General features: G+C 52.6%; 15 protein-coding genes, 1 pseudogene and 1 other annotated feature. Of the genes and pseudogenes, 10 read left to right on the forward strand and 6 right to left on the reverse strand.

Going from position 1 to position 16,248, the window contains the following annotated elements:
• Positions 1–6 precede the first annotated feature (6 nt).
• Positions 7–2,280 (reverse strand): thiosulfate reductase PhsA, encoded by a 2,274-nt coding sequence (gene phsA, locus OGY33_RS09605; protein WP_191238338.1) that lies wholly within the window; start codon positions 2,278–2,280, stop codon positions 7–9.
• A 400-nt stretch (positions 2,281–2,680) separates the two neighbouring features.
• On the opposite strand from phsA, the gene sbcB reads away from it, so the two are divergent.
• Positions 2,681–4,105 (forward strand): exodeoxyribonuclease I, encoded by a 1,425-nt coding sequence (gene sbcB, locus OGY33_RS09610; RefSeq protein WP_191238337.1) that lies wholly within the window; start codon positions 2,681–2,683, stop codon positions 4,103–4,105.
• Positions 4,106–4,164: 59 nt separating this feature from the next.
• On the opposite strand, the gene plaP is transcribed toward sbcB, so the two are convergent.
• The 4 genes and pseudogenes from plaP to OGY33_RS09625 form a co-directional block, all read right to left on the reverse strand.
• Positions 4,165–5,526 carry a putrescine/proton symporter PlaP gene (gene plaP / locus OGY33_RS09615; protein WP_003834188.1) on the reverse strand — a complete coding sequence of 454 codons (1,362 nt, stop codon included), beginning with the start codon at positions 5,524–5,526 and terminating at the stop codon, positions 4,165–4,167.
• The gene (gene yoeI, locus OGY33_RS24465; protein ID WP_099045591.1) at positions 5,516–5,578 is read right to left on the reverse strand and encodes a membrane protein YoeI; all 63 of its coding nucleotides are present in this window, start codon (positions 5,576–5,578) and stop codon (positions 5,516–5,518) included. Before yoeI ends, plaP begins: the two co-directional genes overlap by 11 nt.
• Before the next feature lie 162 nt (positions 5,579–5,740).
• Positions 5,741–6,725 (reverse strand): annotated as a pseudogene (locus OGY33_RS09620) (LysR substrate-binding domain-containing protein).
• A gap of 41 nt (positions 6,726–6,766) precedes the next feature.
• Positions 6,767–7,591 carry an SDR family oxidoreductase gene (locus OGY33_RS09625; protein WP_003834190.1) on the reverse strand — a complete coding sequence of 275 codons (825 nt, stop codon included), beginning with the start codon at positions 7,589–7,591 and terminating at the stop codon, positions 6,767–6,769.
• A 174-nt stretch (positions 7,592–7,765) separates the two neighbouring features.
• On the opposite strand from OGY33_RS09625, the gene hisL reads away from it, so the two are divergent.
• The 9 genes from hisL to hisIE all read left to right on the forward strand — a co-directional run bounded on the left by hisL (position 7,766) and on the right by hisIE (position 15,118).
• Entirely contained in the window at positions 7,766–7,813 is a 48-nt protein-coding gene (gene hisL / locus OGY33_RS09630; protein WP_100250077.1) for a his operon leader peptide, read from the forward strand.
• Positions 7,789–7,911, forward strand: a sequence feature (His leader region). (Overlaps the previous gene by 25 nt.)
• A gap of 45 nt (positions 7,912–7,956) precedes the next feature.
• Complete coding sequence (hisG, locus tag OGY33_RS09635) at positions 7,957–8,856, forward strand: ATP phosphoribosyltransferase (protein ID WP_003834191.1); 900 nt, start codon at positions 7,957–7,959, stop codon at positions 8,854–8,856.
• Between the two features lie 127 nt (positions 8,857–8,983).
• Positions 8,984–10,288 (forward strand): histidinol dehydrogenase, encoded by a 1,305-nt coding sequence (gene hisD, locus OGY33_RS09640; protein ID WP_137377217.1) that lies wholly within the window; start codon positions 8,984–8,986, stop codon positions 10,286–10,288.
• Positions 10,285–11,364, forward strand: a complete 1,080-nt coding sequence (gene hisC, locus OGY33_RS09645) for a histidinol-phosphate transaminase (RefSeq protein WP_191238336.1) — start codon at positions 10,285–10,287, stop codon at positions 11,362–11,364. The genes hisD and hisC overlap by 4 nt, the downstream gene beginning before the upstream one ends.
• Positions 11,361–12,428, forward strand: a complete 1,068-nt coding sequence (hisB, locus tag OGY33_RS09650; protein ID WP_000080054.1) for a bifunctional histidinol-phosphatase/imidazoleglycerol-phosphate dehydratase HisB — start codon at positions 11,361–11,363, stop codon at positions 12,426–12,428. The genes hisC and hisB overlap by 4 nt, the downstream gene beginning before the upstream one ends.
• Positions 12,428–13,018, forward strand: a complete 591-nt coding sequence (gene hisH, locus OGY33_RS09655; RefSeq protein ID WP_008785165.1) for an imidazole glycerol phosphate synthase subunit HisH — start codon at positions 12,428–12,430, stop codon at positions 13,016–13,018. Before hisB ends, hisH begins: the two co-directional genes overlap by 1 nt.
• Entirely contained in the window at positions 13,018–13,755 is a 738-nt protein-coding gene (gene hisA / locus OGY33_RS09660; protein ID WP_191238335.1) for a 1-(5-phosphoribosyl)-5-[(5-phosphoribosylamino)methylideneamino]imidazole-4-carboxamide isomerase, read from the forward strand. Before hisH ends, hisA begins: the two co-directional genes overlap by 1 nt.
• Positions 13,737–14,513, forward strand: a complete 777-nt coding sequence (hisF, locus tag OGY33_RS09665) for an imidazole glycerol phosphate synthase subunit HisF (RefSeq protein WP_191238334.1) — start codon at positions 13,737–13,739, stop codon at positions 14,511–14,513. The genes hisA and hisF overlap by 19 nt, the downstream gene beginning before the upstream one ends.
• The gene (gene hisIE / locus OGY33_RS09670; protein ID WP_000956425.1) at positions 14,507–15,118 is read left to right on the forward strand and encodes a bifunctional phosphoribosyl-AMP cyclohydrolase/phosphoribosyl-ATP diphosphatase HisIE; all 612 of its coding nucleotides are present in this window, start codon (positions 14,507–14,509) and stop codon (positions 15,116–15,118) included. Before hisF ends, hisIE begins: the two co-directional genes overlap by 7 nt.
• A 55-nt stretch (positions 15,119–15,173) precedes the next feature.
• On the opposite strand, the gene wzzB is transcribed toward hisIE, so the two are convergent.
• Complete coding sequence (wzzB, locus tag OGY33_RS09675) at positions 15,174–16,157, reverse strand: LPS O-antigen chain length determinant protein WzzB (protein WP_191238333.1); 984 nt, start codon at positions 16,155–16,157, stop codon at positions 15,174–15,176.
• Between the last annotated feature and the right edge of the window lie 91 nt (positions 16,158–16,248).

The following is a 16,248-nucleotide window of genomic DNA, read 5'->3' on the forward strand; positions in this document are numbered from 1 at the left end:
CCTTTCTCATGCCCGACGAAGTGTAACGCCAGCGGTGTGGACCACCGTACCGGAAACCGGACTGGTAACATGCGGAAGCAAATTACCGCAATGGATACCGTGCGTTGTCGCTGCGGTTTTGGCTCCCGCCTTGGCGCCAAATCCCATATAAACAAACAGCGTATCGGGCCGAATTCCGGCGGTGACCAGCGCTTTGCCTTTTTCCTTGCCGGTCGCATTTTCCAGCCAGATGTCATCACCGCTTTTGATGCCTTTTTCACGGGCCGTTTGCGGGTGGATCCACACCGCGTTATCCCACATCAACTCGCTAAGCAGTGGCACGTATTGCGTCGCACCGTTGGTATGAACCGCCACTTTTCCCTGGATAAAATAGAGTTCACTGTCGCCTTTAAGCGCAAAATTGCGCGCGCGCGGAATACCATAGCCAGGCAGGAGCGTTTCCAGCTCTTCGGAATAGAGTTCGATTTTTCCTGACGGAGATTTAAAGCGCAGTTGCTCGCCATAGGTACCGTCGCTGTCAACCGCCACCGCGCCCGGATAGCGTTCCACAAACTGACGCACCGCTTCAGGTTCACGCAGCAGCAACGGAACACCCCACTCCCGATACCCTTTCTGACGCAATTCAGCAGATAGCGCATGATCGCCATTAAGCTGGTATAACTGACGCGTTTGCATATCCTGCCATGGGTAGAATTGGCCAAGGCCTAACTGCACGGCCAGCTCTTTCCAGATTTGCCAGCTCGGACGCGCATCACCAATAGGTTCTACTACCTGCTGACGCAGGGCATAGGCTGGATTCAGACCCGACATGTCTGAAACTTCTTCATCGCGCTCAAGGTAAGTACATTCAGGCAAAAGGTAGTCGGCATACGCCGCGCTTTCGCTTAAATAGACATCACAACTGACCACAAGGTCGAGCTGTTCAACGGTTTTGACCAGATCTGGTCGACAGGTTACGGTTTGGAAAGGGTTGTGTCGGGACATAATCCATCCCTTCACCGGATAAGGCGTCTGGTTTAACACAGCATCAATGATGCTTTGCACCACACCACCGCCCGCCGCGATGTACTTAAACTGCGGGGCTACCAGATCGATACGCTGCGCCGTTGGCTTGGGTAATTTGACATCAGGTTTTTCCAGCACCGGAGCGACCTTCTCTCCAGCCAGCTTATTGTAAGTTGCCGCCGCTTTTTTCTGATACAAACCGCCTTCACGCTCAATATTGCCAAGCAGCACATTGAGGGTAAAAATCATGCGCCGCATATCAATTTCTTCTTGCGAAAACGTCGCGCGATGGCCCGGACTGACGATGGCATGAGGCGCGCAGGCGGCCATTTCGCGGGTGACCCGAACAATGACATCAGCAGGCACATCCGCGAGCTGCTGCGCCCATTCTGGCGTGGTCTCTTGTACCGCTTCTGCCAGTTGCTCAAACCCCGTGGTGTAGCGCGCAACAAATTCCGCGTCATACAGATTTTCATTGATCATGACGTGACACATGGCCATCAACACCGGTAAATCGCCGCCCGGCTTGAGCGCATGCCATTCATCCGCCTTGCTGGAGAATACGGACAGACGGGGATCGAAGCTGACCATCTTCGCCCCCTTCTCCTGCGCGGTCATCAGCTCATGCGTATCAGCAACCTCGATCCCTTCATAGAGGTTATGGCCAAAAGAGACCATATAACGGGTATTGGCGATATCCATGGCTAAATCGCCACCCATCATCACTTTAGCGGCGATGGCTTTACCGGCAGGACACGTTGATGCGTGAGTAAAGGTATTCGGTGACCCGAAAGCCGTCGCGAGGTGAAATAAATGGCCAGACAGCGAGCCAGATTTAGACGAGAAGACGACTCCCTGGGGACCATATTGCGTTTTTATTGCCGTCATTTTTTCGGCAATTTCTTTATACGCCTGTTCCCAGCTAATAACCTGCCAGTCACCGCTCCCGCGAGGTCCTGTGCGTTTCATGGGTTTAACAATGCGATGAGGGTCGTTGACCAGGCTAACGCCGCTGCCGCCGCGAGCGCAGACACGTGTCCCCTGTTGTGGCGCATTAGGGTTTCCCTGAATAAAAACCGTTTTATTATTAATCACCTGAGCCTGAATTGGACAGCGAAAAGAACACATCTCGCACAAACTTGGCGTCAGGGATGTTTTCCCTTTGATGCTCTCCGGAGAATTTCGCGCCAGTGCCCCAGGCGGGAAACTGCCTATCGCACAGGCTGAACAGCCTATACCCACTCCTCGCAAAAAATTACGCCGACTAATGCTCATATAACCTCCTGTTATTAGATATATCCAATAATTATATGGCGTTTGGATTATTTATTTTTTACATCAATCACATTTCATTACAATGCATGACAGCGAATTGACATAAATAAAAACCCATTGTTTATAAAAGATTTTTAAAGTTTCCAGAACACAACAAAGAAGAGGAAAATAACAATAATGGTTATCAGTTAGATTATTTACAAACCCGCAACCTCAAGATATTTTATTTCCGTAATTTATTTTTAACCGCGCGAAATTTATTAGTTAATTCCATTAATGTCTTGTTTATCTCAATTTTATTGCGTACACAATCCAGCTTCTATAATGCCATAGCTGATTATCTCGCTATTTTTTGGTATTCTTGAACCAGCGCTAAATTGATCCCGGACATAACTGAACAATGAATGACGGCAAGCAGCAACCTGGTTTTCTCTTCCACGATTACGAGACCTTTGGTACCCATCCGGCGCTGGACAGACCCGCGCAATTTGCGGCTATCCGCACAGATAATGATTTCAACATCATCGGTGAACCAGAAGTCTTTTATTGCAAACCCGCGGACGATTATCTGCCGCAGCCTGAGGCGGTGTTGATTACGGGTATCACACCGCAGGAAGCACGTGAAAAGGGAGAAAATGAAGCCGCTTTTGCTGCACGCATCCACGCCCTGTTCACCGTGCCGAAAACCTGTATCCTGGGTTATAACAACGTGCGCTTCGATGATGAGGTGACGCGCAACATCCTGTATCGCAATTTCTACGATCCCTATGCCTGGAGCTGGCAGAACGATAATTCGCGCTGGGATCTGCTGGATGTGATGCGCGCCTGCTATGCCCTGCGCCCTGAAGGCATTAACTGGCCGGAAAACGACGACGGCTTACCCAGCTTCCGACTGGAGCATTTGACCAAAGCCAACGGTATTGAGCATACCAATGCTCACGATGCGATGGCGGACGTATACGCCACAATCGCAATGGCGCAATTAGTGAAGTCGCGCCAGCCGCGTCTGTTTGATTATCTCTACAGCCATCGTAATAAGCACAAGCTGGCCGCGCTGATTGATGTCCCGCAAATGAAGCCGCTGGTCCATGTCTCTGGTATGTTCGGCGCATGGCGCGGCAACACCAGTTGGGTAGCGCCATTGGCGTGGCATCCGGAGAATCGTAACGCGGTTATTATGGTCGACTTAGCCGGTGATATTTCGCCGCTGCTCGAACTCGACAGTGACGCCCTGCGCGAGCGGCTCTACACGTCTAAAGCGGATCTGGGTGATAACCCGGCCGTACCGGTTAAACTGGTGCACATCAGCAAATGCCCGGTACTGGCACAGGCGAATACCCTGCGTCCGGAAGATGCCGCCCGTCTTGGCATTAACCGCCAGCACTGTCTGGATAATCTCAAAGTTCTGCGCGAAAATCCGCAGATACGCGACAAAGTGGTCGCGATCTTTGCCGATGCGGAACCGTTTACACCGTCAGATAACGTGGATGCTCAACTTTATAACGGCTTTTTCAGCGATGCTGACCGTGCGGCGATGAAAATCGTTCTGGAAACCGAACCACGCAATTTACCGGCGCTGGATATCTCCTTTGTCGATAAGCGCATTGAAAAACTGCTGTTTAATTACCGTGCACGTAACTTCCCCGGAACGCTGGACGAAGCTGAACAGCAGCGCTGGCTGGACCATCGTCGCCAGGTATTCACACCGGAGTTTTTGCAAAATTACGCCAATGAATTGCAGTTATTGAGCCAGCAATATGCGGATAACAAAGAAAAGTTAATGCTGCTGAAATCACTCTGGCAGTATGCCGAAGAGATTGTATAAATCCCACGTATAAAAAAACGGAGAACATGTCTCCGTTTTTTTTTAGTTAAATGCTGTTATTACGCAACATCTTCGTCGTACTGCGGTACCGGGTTGCGGAAGCTTTTGGTCACACAGGCCAGGTAAATCAGACCGATACCAGCCCAGATCAGACCCAGAACCATTGAGCTTTCTTCCAGATTCACCCACAGCGCACCAACGGTCAGCGCACCGCACATCGGCAGGAACAGATACTGGAAGTGGTCTTTCAGCGTCTTGTTACGCTTCTCACGGATCCAGAACTGGGAGATCACCGACAGGTTAACGAAGGTAAACGCCACCAGCGCACCAAAGTTAATCAGCGCCGTCGCCATCACCAGGTCGAAGTTGATTGCCAGCAAAGCAATCGCACCAACCAGAATGATGTTCATGGACGGAGTACGCCATTTCGGGTGTACATAACCGAAGAAACTTTTCGGGAACACGCCGTCACGCCCCATCACGTACATCAGACGTGCTACGCCTGCATGCGCCGCCATACCGGACGCCAGTACGGTAATGGTAGAGAAAATCAGCGCGCCAACCTGGAAGAACTTACCGGCAACGTACAGCATGATTTCCGGCTGTGAAGCGTCTGGATCTTTGAAGCGCGAGATATCCGGGAAGTACAGCTGCAACAGATATGTGGAGACGATAAAGATCAGGCCACCAATCAGCGCAGTCAGGAAAATCGCACGCGGGATCACGCGCTCAGCGTCTTTGGTTTCTTCTGACAGGTTGCTGATACCGTCAAAACCGGTGAACGAGAAGCACAGGATGGTAGCGCCCGTGATCATTGGGATCACGTGTGCATCACCTGACCAGAACGGACGGCTGCTCGCCAATGTACCAGCACCTTCCCCTTCGAACACGCCATAAACGACCATGCCGAGGATCACTGCAATCAGCACCACCTGCAACAACACGATTACGGTGTTGAAATTCGCAACGGATTTAAGGCTGCGCAGGTTAAAGGCGGTCATGAAGGCTACCAGCGCCACCACGAATATCCATGACGGTATCGACGGCACCAGGGCTTCAAAATAAATTTTTGCCAACAGAATGTTGATCATCGGAGCGAACAGGTAGTCCAGCAGTGATGACCAACCCACCATAAAGCCAACGGTCGGGCTAATGGATTTCTGGGCGTAAGTGTAGGCAGAGCCTGCAGACGGATAGCGACGCACCAGTTTACCGTAGCTCAGTGCGGTAAAGAGGATGGCTATCAGTGCAAAGGCGTAAGCTGTCGGGACGTGACCATCGGTCATTCCTGATACGATACCGAATGTATCGAACAGCGTCATCGGCTGCATATAGGCAAGGCCCATCATGACAACCGGAACCAGCGTAAGCGTTTTACGTAATTCCACGCGAGAGGTGTTTGGAGTAGCGTTATGCGACATGGTTATCCCCCATTACGGCGAAAACCGTCGCGTAAGCAAAAAATTGCCCCATTTTTTGTTAATCCTCAGCGACAACAACTGTCGATTTTTAAGTAAGTATCTATCCGGTACGAAGCCCGGCCTCTTTTATGAATGATTGGTTTGATGCAAAAAAATAACCGACGCGTATTAAAACGTCGGTTAATGTCATTTTTTGCAAGCGGCGTATTTTGCACTAATTTGGGGAGAAATAACAAGAGATTGAAGCAACTGTAAAAAAATATTTTTTCTCAACTGATTGATTTATCAGCATCCGTTTTAACATACACCCCGGCAATAGCACTATTTGCTAAAATCTCATCCCGCCACCAGGCGCTGGCAAGCCCGGCGGTCTGTTCATTCCACCCTATCCACACGGGTTCAAACAGAATTTGTCCGACCACTTTCTTCTCAATCAGCGCGCCGCTGTCCAAAAATCGCTGCGCCAGATAACGTGGAATATATCCGCATCCCAGACCACTAATTTGCAGCTCCAGCTTGGTTTTGAAGTCAAAAACGGTAATCGCTTCCTGATCGTCCAACACCTGAACGCCGGAGATGTTCGCTTGATGCGCATTATCTCCCACCACAATGGCGCGAAAACGTCGAATAGTACGCCGATGTAATGGTTCCTGTTCCTGCGCCAGGGGGTGATGCGGCGCAACAACAAACACCTGTTCCAAAGCGCCCAGCCGCGCAAAGCCAAATTCACTCCCCGCTGGCGGTTCATGCATAGCACCGACAATAATATCCGCCCGCCCCTGAGTGAGGGCATCCCAGGAGCCGCCCAGCACGCCATTGATAAACTTCAGGCGCGTCACGCTGTGGTGTTGATAGAAAGATTCGATGAGTGGGGCCAGCAGTGAAAAGGGAAACGTATCATCTACGCCAATAACCAGTTCATTCTCCCAGCCTTCGTGAAGTTTAATCGCCTGCTTTTCAAGTTCGCGGACGGTATGCAGCACCTCCCGCCCCTTTTCCAGCAGCATCTGCCCGGTGCGGGTGAACTTAGCCCGGTGTCCGCTGCGATCGAGTAGCTGAATATTAAGATCACTTTCCAGCTTATGGACGGTGTAGCTAAGCGCAGACGGCGTCTTAAACAATTTTGCCGACGCCGCCGCGAAACTGCCCTCTTTTTCTAATGCATCGAGGATGATAAGAACGTCCAGCAGTGGTTTCATACTCGCCCCCTGGCGGTATACAGCGGCACTCTGCTGGCCTGTCACTCCATTGGCATCACCAGCGGGTCGGGATACTGGTACTCAAACCCAAGCTCATTACAAATACGGTTGCCATCAATGACTTTACCTTTACCGTTATCCGTACCGCCGCGAAATTCCGGCGGCTCCATCCCCAACTGGCGGGCCATCTGCGGATAGAACACGTTACGCGCCGGATGCATAGGCGCACATATATTATAGATGTGTCCCCCTTTAGGCGCTTGCAGCAGTAACGTGATGGCAGATACTACATCGTCCAGATGCACCAGATTGACGCCATGATGTCCGTCAGGTGCCGTCTTGCCGGCAAAGAAGCGACCAGGATGTCTTCCCGGACCGACCAACCCGGCCAGACGCAAAATATCCACCGACGTGCCTGGCAAATTGTGCAACCAGTCTTCAAGTTCTTTCAGGACACGACCGCTCGCCGTGACCGGATTACGCGCCGTCCCCTCTTTCACTGTGCCCTGAACGTCACCATAGACTGACGTCGAACTGGTAAAAATAATTCGTGGGATCCGATACGCCAGCGCGCTGTCGACCAGCTCCTGCATGGCCTGCAGGTAAAATGCTTCCCCAGGACCGCTACGACGCGCAGGCAGCGTAATAACCAGCGCATCGGCGTCCATCAGTGCATCGAGATCGTCAGCCTCACAGACCAGTTCAGGTTCCAGGCGCAGCGAATAACTCTCGATACCGCTCATGCGGGCCGCTTCCACCCCATCCAATGTGGTTTTGCTGCCGGTAACCTGCCAGCCTCTCGCCGCCAGCGACATGGCTAACGGCATGCCTAACCAACCTAACCCGACAATTGCGACCTTTTTCATGCCTTCTCTCCTGACTTTTGGCCTATAACGCAAGGCTACGCCAGCCCACGGTGGCTGACAATTCATAGTATCAATATGAAATGAATTAATGATCAAAAAAAGCCCTTGCTTTCCGTAGCTAAAGTGGTTTAGGTTAAAAGACATCAAATGAATAAACATTCATCGAGAAAATTTATGACACGCGCTCAATTCAAACACCATCATCACCATCATCCTGACTAGTCTTTCAGGCGATGTGTGCTGGGAGACGTTTAAATCTTCCAGCGGTGCATGAGCGTATGAGAAAGCCCCCGGAAGATTTCTTCCGGGGGCTTTTTTTTGTGCGTGACCCAAACTGATTCAGACAGGATAACGAGGAATAAAGAATGTTAGACAACACCCGTTTACGCATAGCTATGCAGAAATCAGGCCGCTTAAGCGATGATTCACGCGAATTACTGGCCCGTTGCGGCATTAAAATTAATCTTCACACCCAGCGCCTGATTGCGATGGCGGAGAACATGCCGATCGATATTCTGCGCGTGCGTGATGACGATATCCCGGGTCTGGTGATGGACGGTGTCGTTGACCTCGGCATCATCGGGGAAAATGTTCTGGAAGAGGAACTGCTCAACCGCCGGGCACAGGGTGAAGACCCTCGCTATTTTACTCTGCGCCGTCTGGACTTCGGCGGCTGCCGTCTCTCGCTGGCTACCCCGGTTGATGAAGCCTGGGATGGCCCGGCAGCGCTGAACGGTAAACGTATCGCGACCTCTTACCCACACCTGCTCAAACGTTATCTCGATCAGAAAGGGGTTTCGTTTAAATCTTGTCTGTTAAACGGCTCAGTAGAAGTCGCTCCCCGTGCGGGTCTGGCTGATGCGATTTGCGATCTGGTGTCCACCGGCGCAACGCTTGAAGCCAACGGTCTGCGCGAAGTAGAAGTGATCTACCGCTCTAAAGCCTGTCTGATTCAGCGCGACGGCGAAATGGCCGAAGCCAAGCAACAACTGATCGACAAACTGCTAACCCGTATCCAGGGGGTTATTCAGGCCCGTGAATCCAAATACATCATGATGCACGCGCCGAGCGAGCGTCTGGACGAGGTCATCGCCCTGCTGCCCGGCGCTGAGCGCCCTACCATTCTGCCTCTGGCGGGCGACCAGCAGCGTGTTGCCATGCACATGGTCAGCAGCGAAACCCTGTTCTGGGAAACAATGGAAAAACTGAAAGCGCTCGGTGCCAGCTCAATTCTGGTGTTGCCGATTGAGAAGATGATGGAGTGATCTGATGCCTGATGGCGCTTCGCTTATCAGGTCTACAAGAATTGTCACAATTATTGATATTACGGGTCTTGTAGGCCGGATAAGGCAGCGCCGCCATCCGGCAATACCCGATAATGGAGTAACGACCATGAGCTTCAATACCCTGATTGACTGGAATAGCTGTAGCCCTGAGCAGCAGCGCGAACTGCTGATGCGCCCGGCAATTTCCGCCTCTGAAAGCATCAGCCGTACGGTGGCCGAGATCCTTGAGAACGTCAAAAATAACGGCGACCGGGCGCTGCGTGAATACAGCGCAAAGTTCGATAAAACCGAGGTTGGCGCGCTGCGCGTGACCGAGGAAGAAATCCAGCAAGCCAGCAGTCGCCTGAGCGACGAACTGAAACAAGCCATGCAGGCGGCGGTGCGTAATATTGATACTTTCCACACCGCGCAGATCCTGCCGCCGGTGGATATCGAAACCCAGCCAGGCGTGCGTTGCCAGCAGGTTACCCGCCCTATCGCTTCCGTGGGCCTGTATATTCCTGGAGGTTCGGCGCCGCTGTTTTCCACCGTATTAATGCTGGCGACCCCGGCGCGCATCGCCGGTTGCAAAAAAGTGGTACTGTGCTCACCGCCGCCGATTGCCGATGAAATCCTCTACGCCGCGCAGCTGTGTGGCGTAAAAGAGGTGTTTAATGTAGGCGGCGCGCAGGCTATTGCCGCGCTGGCGCTGGGCACCGAATCTATTCCTAAGGTCGATAAAATCTTCGGGCCGGGCAATGCATATGTGACCGAAGCCAAACGCCAGGTCAGCCAGCGTCTTGACGGCGCGGCCATCGACATGCCTGCTGGCCCGTCCGAAGTGCTGGTTATCGCCGACAGCGGCGCGACGCCGGACTTTGTTGCCTCTGACCTGCTTTCTCAGGCAGAACACGGCCCCGACTCGCAGGTTATTCTCCTGACGCCAGACGCTACGCTTGCCGAAGGCGTTGCCAAAGCCGTTGAACGCCAGCTCGCTGAGCTTTCCCGCGCTGAGACCGCACGTCAGGCACTCTCCGCCAGCCGCTTAATCGTGGCGAAAGATCTGGCGCAGTGCGTTGAAATATCTAACGCCTACGGTCCGGAACACCTGATTATTCAGACCCGCAACGCGCGTGAATTGGTTGATGAGATCACTAGCGCCGGTTCGGTGTTCCTCGGCGACTGGTCGCCGGAATCCGCAGGCGACTATGCTTCTGGCACCAACCACGTTCTTCCGACCTACGGCTATACCGCGACCTGCTCAAGCCTTGGGCTGGCTGATTTCCAGAAACGGATGACCGTACAGGAATTAACCCCACAAGGTTTCTCTGCCCTGGCCTCAACCATTGAAACACTGGCCGCTGCTGAACGACTGACTGCCCACAAAAATGCCGTCACCCTGCGCGTTAACGCCCTGAAGGAGCAAGCATGAGCACTGACAACTTTCTCAGCGTCACTGATTTAGCCCGTAAGAATGTTCGCGAGTTAACACCCTATCAGTCTGCCCGCCGTCTCGGCGGTAACGGCGATGTCTGGCTCAACGCGAATGAGTACCCAACCGCCGTTGAGTTCCTGCTCACTCAGCAAACGCTGAACCGCTACCCTGAATGCCAGCCGAAAGCAGTGATTGAGAATTACGCGCAGTATGCTGACGTCAAACCGGAGCAGGTACTGGTCAGCCGCGGCGCAGATGAAGGGATCGAACTGCTGGTGCGCGCTTTTTGCGAACCCGGTAAAGATGCCATTCTCTACTGCCCGCCGACTTACGGCATGTACAGCGTCAGCGCCGAAACGATTGGCGTTGAGTGCCGCACCGTTCCGACCCTTGATAACTGGCAACTGGATTTGCAAGGCATCGCGGACAAGCTTGATGGCGTGAAGGTGGTCTACGTATGCAGCCCTAATAACCCAACCGGCCAGCTAATTAACCCGCAGGATCTGCGTTCACTGCTCGAAATGGCGCAGGGTAAAGCTATTGTGGTCGCTGATGAGGCCTATATCGAGTTTTGCCCACAGGCCACGCTGGCAGGCTGGCTGTCTGAGTATCCGCATCTGGTGATATTACGCACGTTGTCCAAAGCGTTTGCGCTCGCCGGTTTACGCTGCGGGTTTACGCTGGCGAATGAAGAGGTTATCAATCTGCTGTTAAAGGTGATAGCCCCTTACCCACTCTCTACGCCGGTGGCAGATATCGCCGCCCAGGCGCTGACGCCGCAAGGGATTTCCGCCATGCGTAAACGCGTAGAGCAGATCCTGGAAGAGCGTCAGTATCTGGTAGATAACCTGAAAACAATTCGCTGTGTAGAGCAGGTATTCGATTCTGAAACCAACTATGTTCTGGCGCGCTTCACCGCATCAAGTAGCGTATTTAAATCTTTGTGGGATCAGGGCATTATCTTACGAGATCAGAATAAACAACCTTCGTTAAGCGGCTGCCTGCGAATTACTGTCGGAACCCGTGAAGAGAGCCAGCGCGTCATTGACGCCTTACGTGCGGAGCAAGTATGAGCCAGAAGTATCTTTTTATTGACCGTGATGGAACCCTGATTTCCGAACCGCCAAGTGACTTTCAGGTCGATCGCTTTGACAAACTCGCCTTCGAGCCGGAAGTTGTTCCCGTTTTGCTGAAACTGCAAAAAGCAGGTTTTAAGCTGGTTATGATCACTAACCAGGATGGACTCGGAACCCAGAGTTTCCCGCAGGCTGATTTTGACGGTCCGCATAACCTGATGATGCAAATTTTCACCTCTCAGGGCGTAACGTTTGATGAGGTATTGATCTGCCCGCACTTGCCAGCGGACGAGTGTGATTGCCGTAAGCCAAAAGTGAAGCTGGTTGAACAGTATCTGGTTGAACAGGCCATGGATATGGCGAACAGCTACGTCATTGGTGATCGGGCGACCGATATTCAGCTCGCTGAAAACATGGGCATTAGCGGATTGCGTTACCATCGCGATACCCTGAACTGGGCGATGATCGGCGAGCAGTTGACCAAACGTGACCGCTACGCACACGTTGAGCGTAATACTAAAGAAACGCAGATTGACGTCAAAGTCTGGCTGGACCGCGAAGGCCGCAGCAAAATCAATACCGGCGTTGGCTTCTTTGACCACATGCTGGATCAAATCGCCACTCACGGCGGTTTTCGCATGGAGATTGCCGTCAAGGGCGATCTGTATATAGACGATCACCACACCGTTGAAGATACCGGTCTGGCGCTGGGCGAAGCCTTAAAGCTGGCGTTAGGCGATAAACGCGGCATCAACCGTTTTGGTTTTGTGCTGCCGATGGATGAGTGTCTGGCACGTTGCGCGCTGGATATCTCCGGGCGTCCGCACCTGGAATACCGCGCGGAGTTTACCTACCAGCGCGTTGGCGATCTGAGCACGGAGATGATCGAACACTTCTTCCGTTCACTCTCTTACACTATGGGCGTCACCCTGCACCTGAAAACTAAAGGCAAAAATGACCACCACCGTGTGGAGAGCCTGTTTAAAGCCTTTGGCCGTACGCTGCGTCAGGCGATTCGTGTAGAAGGCGACACGCTGCCCTCTTCAAAAGGAGTGCTGTAATGAACGTGGTGATTCTGGACACCGGCTGCGCCAACCTGCATTCGGTAAAATCCGCCGTCGCACGCCACGGATACGACCCGGTTGTCAGCCGTGACCCGGACGTAGTGCTGCGCGCCGATAAACTGTTTCTGCCGGGCGTCGGCACCGCGCAGGCGGCTATGGACCAGTTGCGCGAGCGCGAACTGATCGAATTGATTAAAGCCTGTACGCAACCGGTACTGGGGATCTGTTTAGGTATGCAACTACTGGGCCGTCGCAGCGAAGAGAGTAACGGTGTCTCCCTGCTGGGCATTATTGAGCAGGACGTCCCGAAGATGACCGATTTCGGTCTGCCGCTGCCGCATATGGGCTGGAATCGCGTCTATCCGCAGGCGGGGAACCGTCTGTTCCAGGGTATTGAAGATGGTGCGTATTTCTACTTTGTACACAGCTACGCTATGCCGGTAAACCCGTGGACCATCGCCCAGTGCAATTACGGCGAACCGTTTACCGCGGCAGTACAAAAAGACAATTTCTTTGGCGTACAGTTTCACCCGGAACGTTCGGGCGCGGCTGGGGCACAGTTGCTGAAAAACTTTCTGGAGATGTAATGATTATTCCGGCATTAGATTTAATCGACGGCACGGTGGTGCGTCTTCATCAGGGCGATTACGCTAAGCAACGTGATTACGGCAACGATCCTCTCCCCCGTTTGCAGGATTATGCAGCCCAGGGTGCTGAAGTGCTGCACCTGGTTGATTTAACCGGCGCGAAAGACCCGGCACAGCGCCAGATCCCGCTGTTCAAAACGCTGGTCGCTGGCGTCAATGTTCCGGTACAAGTTGGCGGCGGCGTGCGTACGGAAGCAGACGTGGCGGCGCTTCTTGACGCAGGTGTGGCACGCGTGGTGGTGGGTTCGACGGCGGTAAAATCCCCCGAGATAGTCAAGAGCTGGTTTGCCCGTTTTGGTGCCGATGCGCTGGTACTGGCGCTGGACGTTCGTATTGACGAGCACGGGAATAAACAGGTTGCGGTCAGTGGCTGGCAGGAAGATTCAGGGGTTTCACTGGAAGAACTGGTTGAGACCTATTTACCCGTCGGCCTGAAGCACGTGCTGTGCACCGATATCTCCCGCGACGGTACGCTGGCAGGTTCAAACGTCGCACTGTATGAAGAAGTGTGCGCCAAATACCCGCAGGTGGCGTTTCAGTCATCTGGCGGCATTGGCGGAATCGAGGACGTAGCGGCCCTGCGCGGGACTGGTGTTCGTGGCGTGATCGTCGGACGCGCCCTGCTGGAAGGTAAGTTCACCGTTGAGGAGGCCATTCAATGCTGGCAAAACGCATAATTCCTTGTCTGGACGTCCGTGATGGGCAGGTGGTAAAAGGTGTCCAGTTCCGCAATCACGAGATTATTGGCGACATTGTCCCGCTGGCAAAACGCTATGCCGATGAAGGTGCAGATGAACTGGTGTTCTACGATATCACCGCTTCCAGCGATGGACGCGTAGTGGATAAAAGCTGGGTATCACGTGTGGCGGAAGTGATTGATATTCCGTTCTGCGTAGCCGGCGGCATTAAATCCATCGACGATGCGGCGCGCATTCTCTCCTTTGGGGCGGATAAAATCTCCATCAACTCCCCGGCGCTGGCCGAACCGGAACTTATCACCCGTCTGGCGGATCGCTTTGGCGTGCAGTGCATCGTGGTGGGCATTGATACCTGGTATGACGCCGACACCGGTAAATATCATGTAAATCAGTATACCGGAGATGAAAGCCGTACCCGCGTCACGCAGTGGGAAACACTGGACTGGGTGCAGGAGGTCCAAAAACGCGGCGCGGGCGAAATCGTCCTGAACATGATGAACCAGGACGGCGTACGTAACGGTTATGACCTGGAGCAACTGAAAAAAGTGCGTGATGTTTGCCACGTACCGCTGATTGCCTCCGGCGGTGCGGGCACCATGGAACACTTCCTCGAAGCCTTCCGGGATGCCGACGTTGACGGCGCGCTTGCCGCCTCCGTCTTCCACAAGCAAATTATCAATATTGGTGAATTAAAAGCGTACCTGGCAACAAAGGGCGTGGAGATCAGGATATGTTAACGAAGCAACAATGCCGCGAGCTGGACTGGGAAAAAACCGACGGACTGATGCCAGTCATCGTGCAGCATGCGGTTTCCGGTGAAGTATTGATGCTGGGGTATATGAACCCGGAGGCGCTGGATAAAACGCTCGAAAGCGGCAAAGTGACCTTTTTCTCACGGACCAAGCAGCGCCTGTGGACCAAAGGAGAAACCTCCGGTCACTTCCTGAATGTGGTGAGCATTGCGCCTGACTGCGACAACGACACCCTGCTGGTGCTGGTTAACCCGATTGGCCCAACCTGCCATAAAGGCACCTCAAGCTGCTTTGGTGACGCCAGCCACCAGTGGCTGTTCCTGTATCAGCTTGAACAACTGCTGGCCGAACGTAAAACCGCTGACCCAGCCAGCTCCTATACCGCGAAACTGTATGCCAGCGGCACCAAACGCATCGCACAGAAAGTGGGTGAAGAAGGCGTAGAAACCGCGCTGGCCGCGACGGTGAACGATCGTTTTGAGCTGACAAATGAAGCTTCTGATCTGATGTATCACCTGCTGGTGCTGCTGCAAGACCAGGACCTCGACCTGACGACGGTGATTGAGAATTTACGTAAGCGTCATCAGTAATCTGCAGACGTAAAAAAACCGGGCAGAGCCCGGTTTTTTGTTGTCAGCTTTAGACTTACTCAGCTTTGACTTTGTAACCACGCAGAGCATTTCGCCCCAGCACTATGCCTGCACCAATCATCCCACCGAGCAGAACCGCCAGCACGAGGGTAATCGCTTTTTTCGGGCTGTCACGACGAATCGGTAACGTTGGTTTCATCACATAGCGGTAGGCGTGTAACTCAGCCCCTTCAAGCTTAAGACTTTCAATATCCAAAAGCTTTTGTTTGGTCTGGAAGTAGTTATCAGACAATATCAAAGGACGTGTAGATTCGTGCTCAATCATGGATTTCAGGGCATCACTACCCAACAGGAACATACTGTCCTGCGTCACATCCTGCGTCTGCTGAATTTGCGGCTTAGTCACCCCGGCCTGCTCTGCATAACGCAGCGCTTCCTGAATTTGCTTAATTCGCAGATCTTTTTGCTCCTGCGCGACCACTTCCTGAGTTTTCAGAGAGTCTTGCAACGTGGTTGTTTGCAACTTGATATTATCAACCAGGTCAAGCTCCAGCTCTTTAGCAACCTTTTCATCTGTTTGTTGAATGTATTCAGCCAGTTGACGCTGAGCGTCTTCTGGTGAGCTACCCACATAAGAAACCGCTAGCGGCAGCGGTTGACCTTTAACAGACTGTTCAATTGACAGTTTCTGTGGTTTTTCCTGATTATCTAGCATTTCAGCCAATGCAGAGAGAGAAGTACTGAAACGACCAACCACGTTTGTCTGCAGTTCAGTAGCCTTGGGGGCGCTGACACCATACAACACATTGAGGGCGTTGTTATATGTAGCGATCTGACCTACATCCGGTTGAGTAATAATGGCTGTTGAGGTCCATTTCTCCTTAGCAACTGCCAAATAGCCCACAGCAAGTACTAAGGCAATAACAATCGCGATAACGATTGTTACTTTCCCACGCCACAACTGTACCAGTAAATCAATCAGATCAATCTGTTCCGGATCGTGACTGCGCCCGGACATGTTGTTATCACTTACAGACATAGAAACCCTAGATAAGGAAAGACTTAAACTGGGATTAGTTTAGCTATAAATTGAGGCAATGCCATAGGATTAATGATAAAAAAATCAAATT

The sequence above is a fragment of the Citrobacter sp. Cpo032 genome (genome assembly GCF_030332975.1).
In the GTDB taxonomy this organism is placed as follows: domain Bacteria; phylum Pseudomonadota; class Gammaproteobacteria; order Enterobacterales; family Enterobacteriaceae; genus Citrobacter; species Citrobacter portucalensis.

Coding starts and splice junctions, on each gene's coding strand:
- phsA (WP_191238338.1), bottom strand. CDS start 2,280: ATGAGCATTAGTCGGCGTAATTTTTTGCGAGGAGTGGGTATAGGCTGT.
- sbcB (WP_191238337.1), top strand. CDS start 2,681: ATGAATGACGGCAAGCAGCAACCTGGTTTTCTCTTCCACGATTACGAG.
- plaP (WP_003834188.1), bottom strand. CDS start 5,526: ATGTCGCATAACGCTACTCCAAACACCTCTCGCGTGGAATTACGTAAA.
- OGY33_RS09625 (WP_003834190.1), bottom strand. CDS start 7,591: ATGAAAAAGGTCGCAATTGTCGGGTTAGGTTGGTTAGGCATGCCGTTA.
- hisG (WP_003834191.1), top strand. CDS start 7,957: ATGTTAGACAACACCCGTTTACGCATAGCTATGCAGAAATCAGGCCGC.
- hisD (WP_137377217.1), top strand. CDS start 8,984: ATGAGCTTCAATACCCTGATTGACTGGAATAGCTGTAGCCCTGAGCAG.
- hisC (WP_191238336.1), top strand. CDS start 10,285: ATGAGCACTGACAACTTTCTCAGCGTCACTGATTTAGCCCGTAAGAAT.
- hisB (WP_000080054.1), top strand. CDS start 11,361: ATGAGCCAGAAGTATCTTTTTATTGACCGTGATGGAACCCTGATTTCC.
- hisH (WP_008785165.1), top strand. CDS start 12,428: ATGAACGTGGTGATTCTGGACACCGGCTGCGCCAACCTGCATTCGGTA.
- hisA (WP_191238335.1), top strand. CDS start 13,018: ATGATTATTCCGGCATTAGATTTAATCGACGGCACGGTGGTGCGTCTT.
- hisF (WP_191238334.1), top strand. CDS start 13,737: ATGCTGGCAAAACGCATAATTCCTTGTCTGGACGTCCGTGATGGGCAG.
- hisIE (WP_000956425.1), top strand. CDS start 14,507: ATGTTAACGAAGCAACAATGCCGCGAGCTGGACTGGGAAAAAACCGAC.
- wzzB (WP_191238333.1), bottom strand. CDS start 16,157: ATGTCTGTAAGTGATAACAACATGTCCGGGCGCAGTCACGATCCGGAA.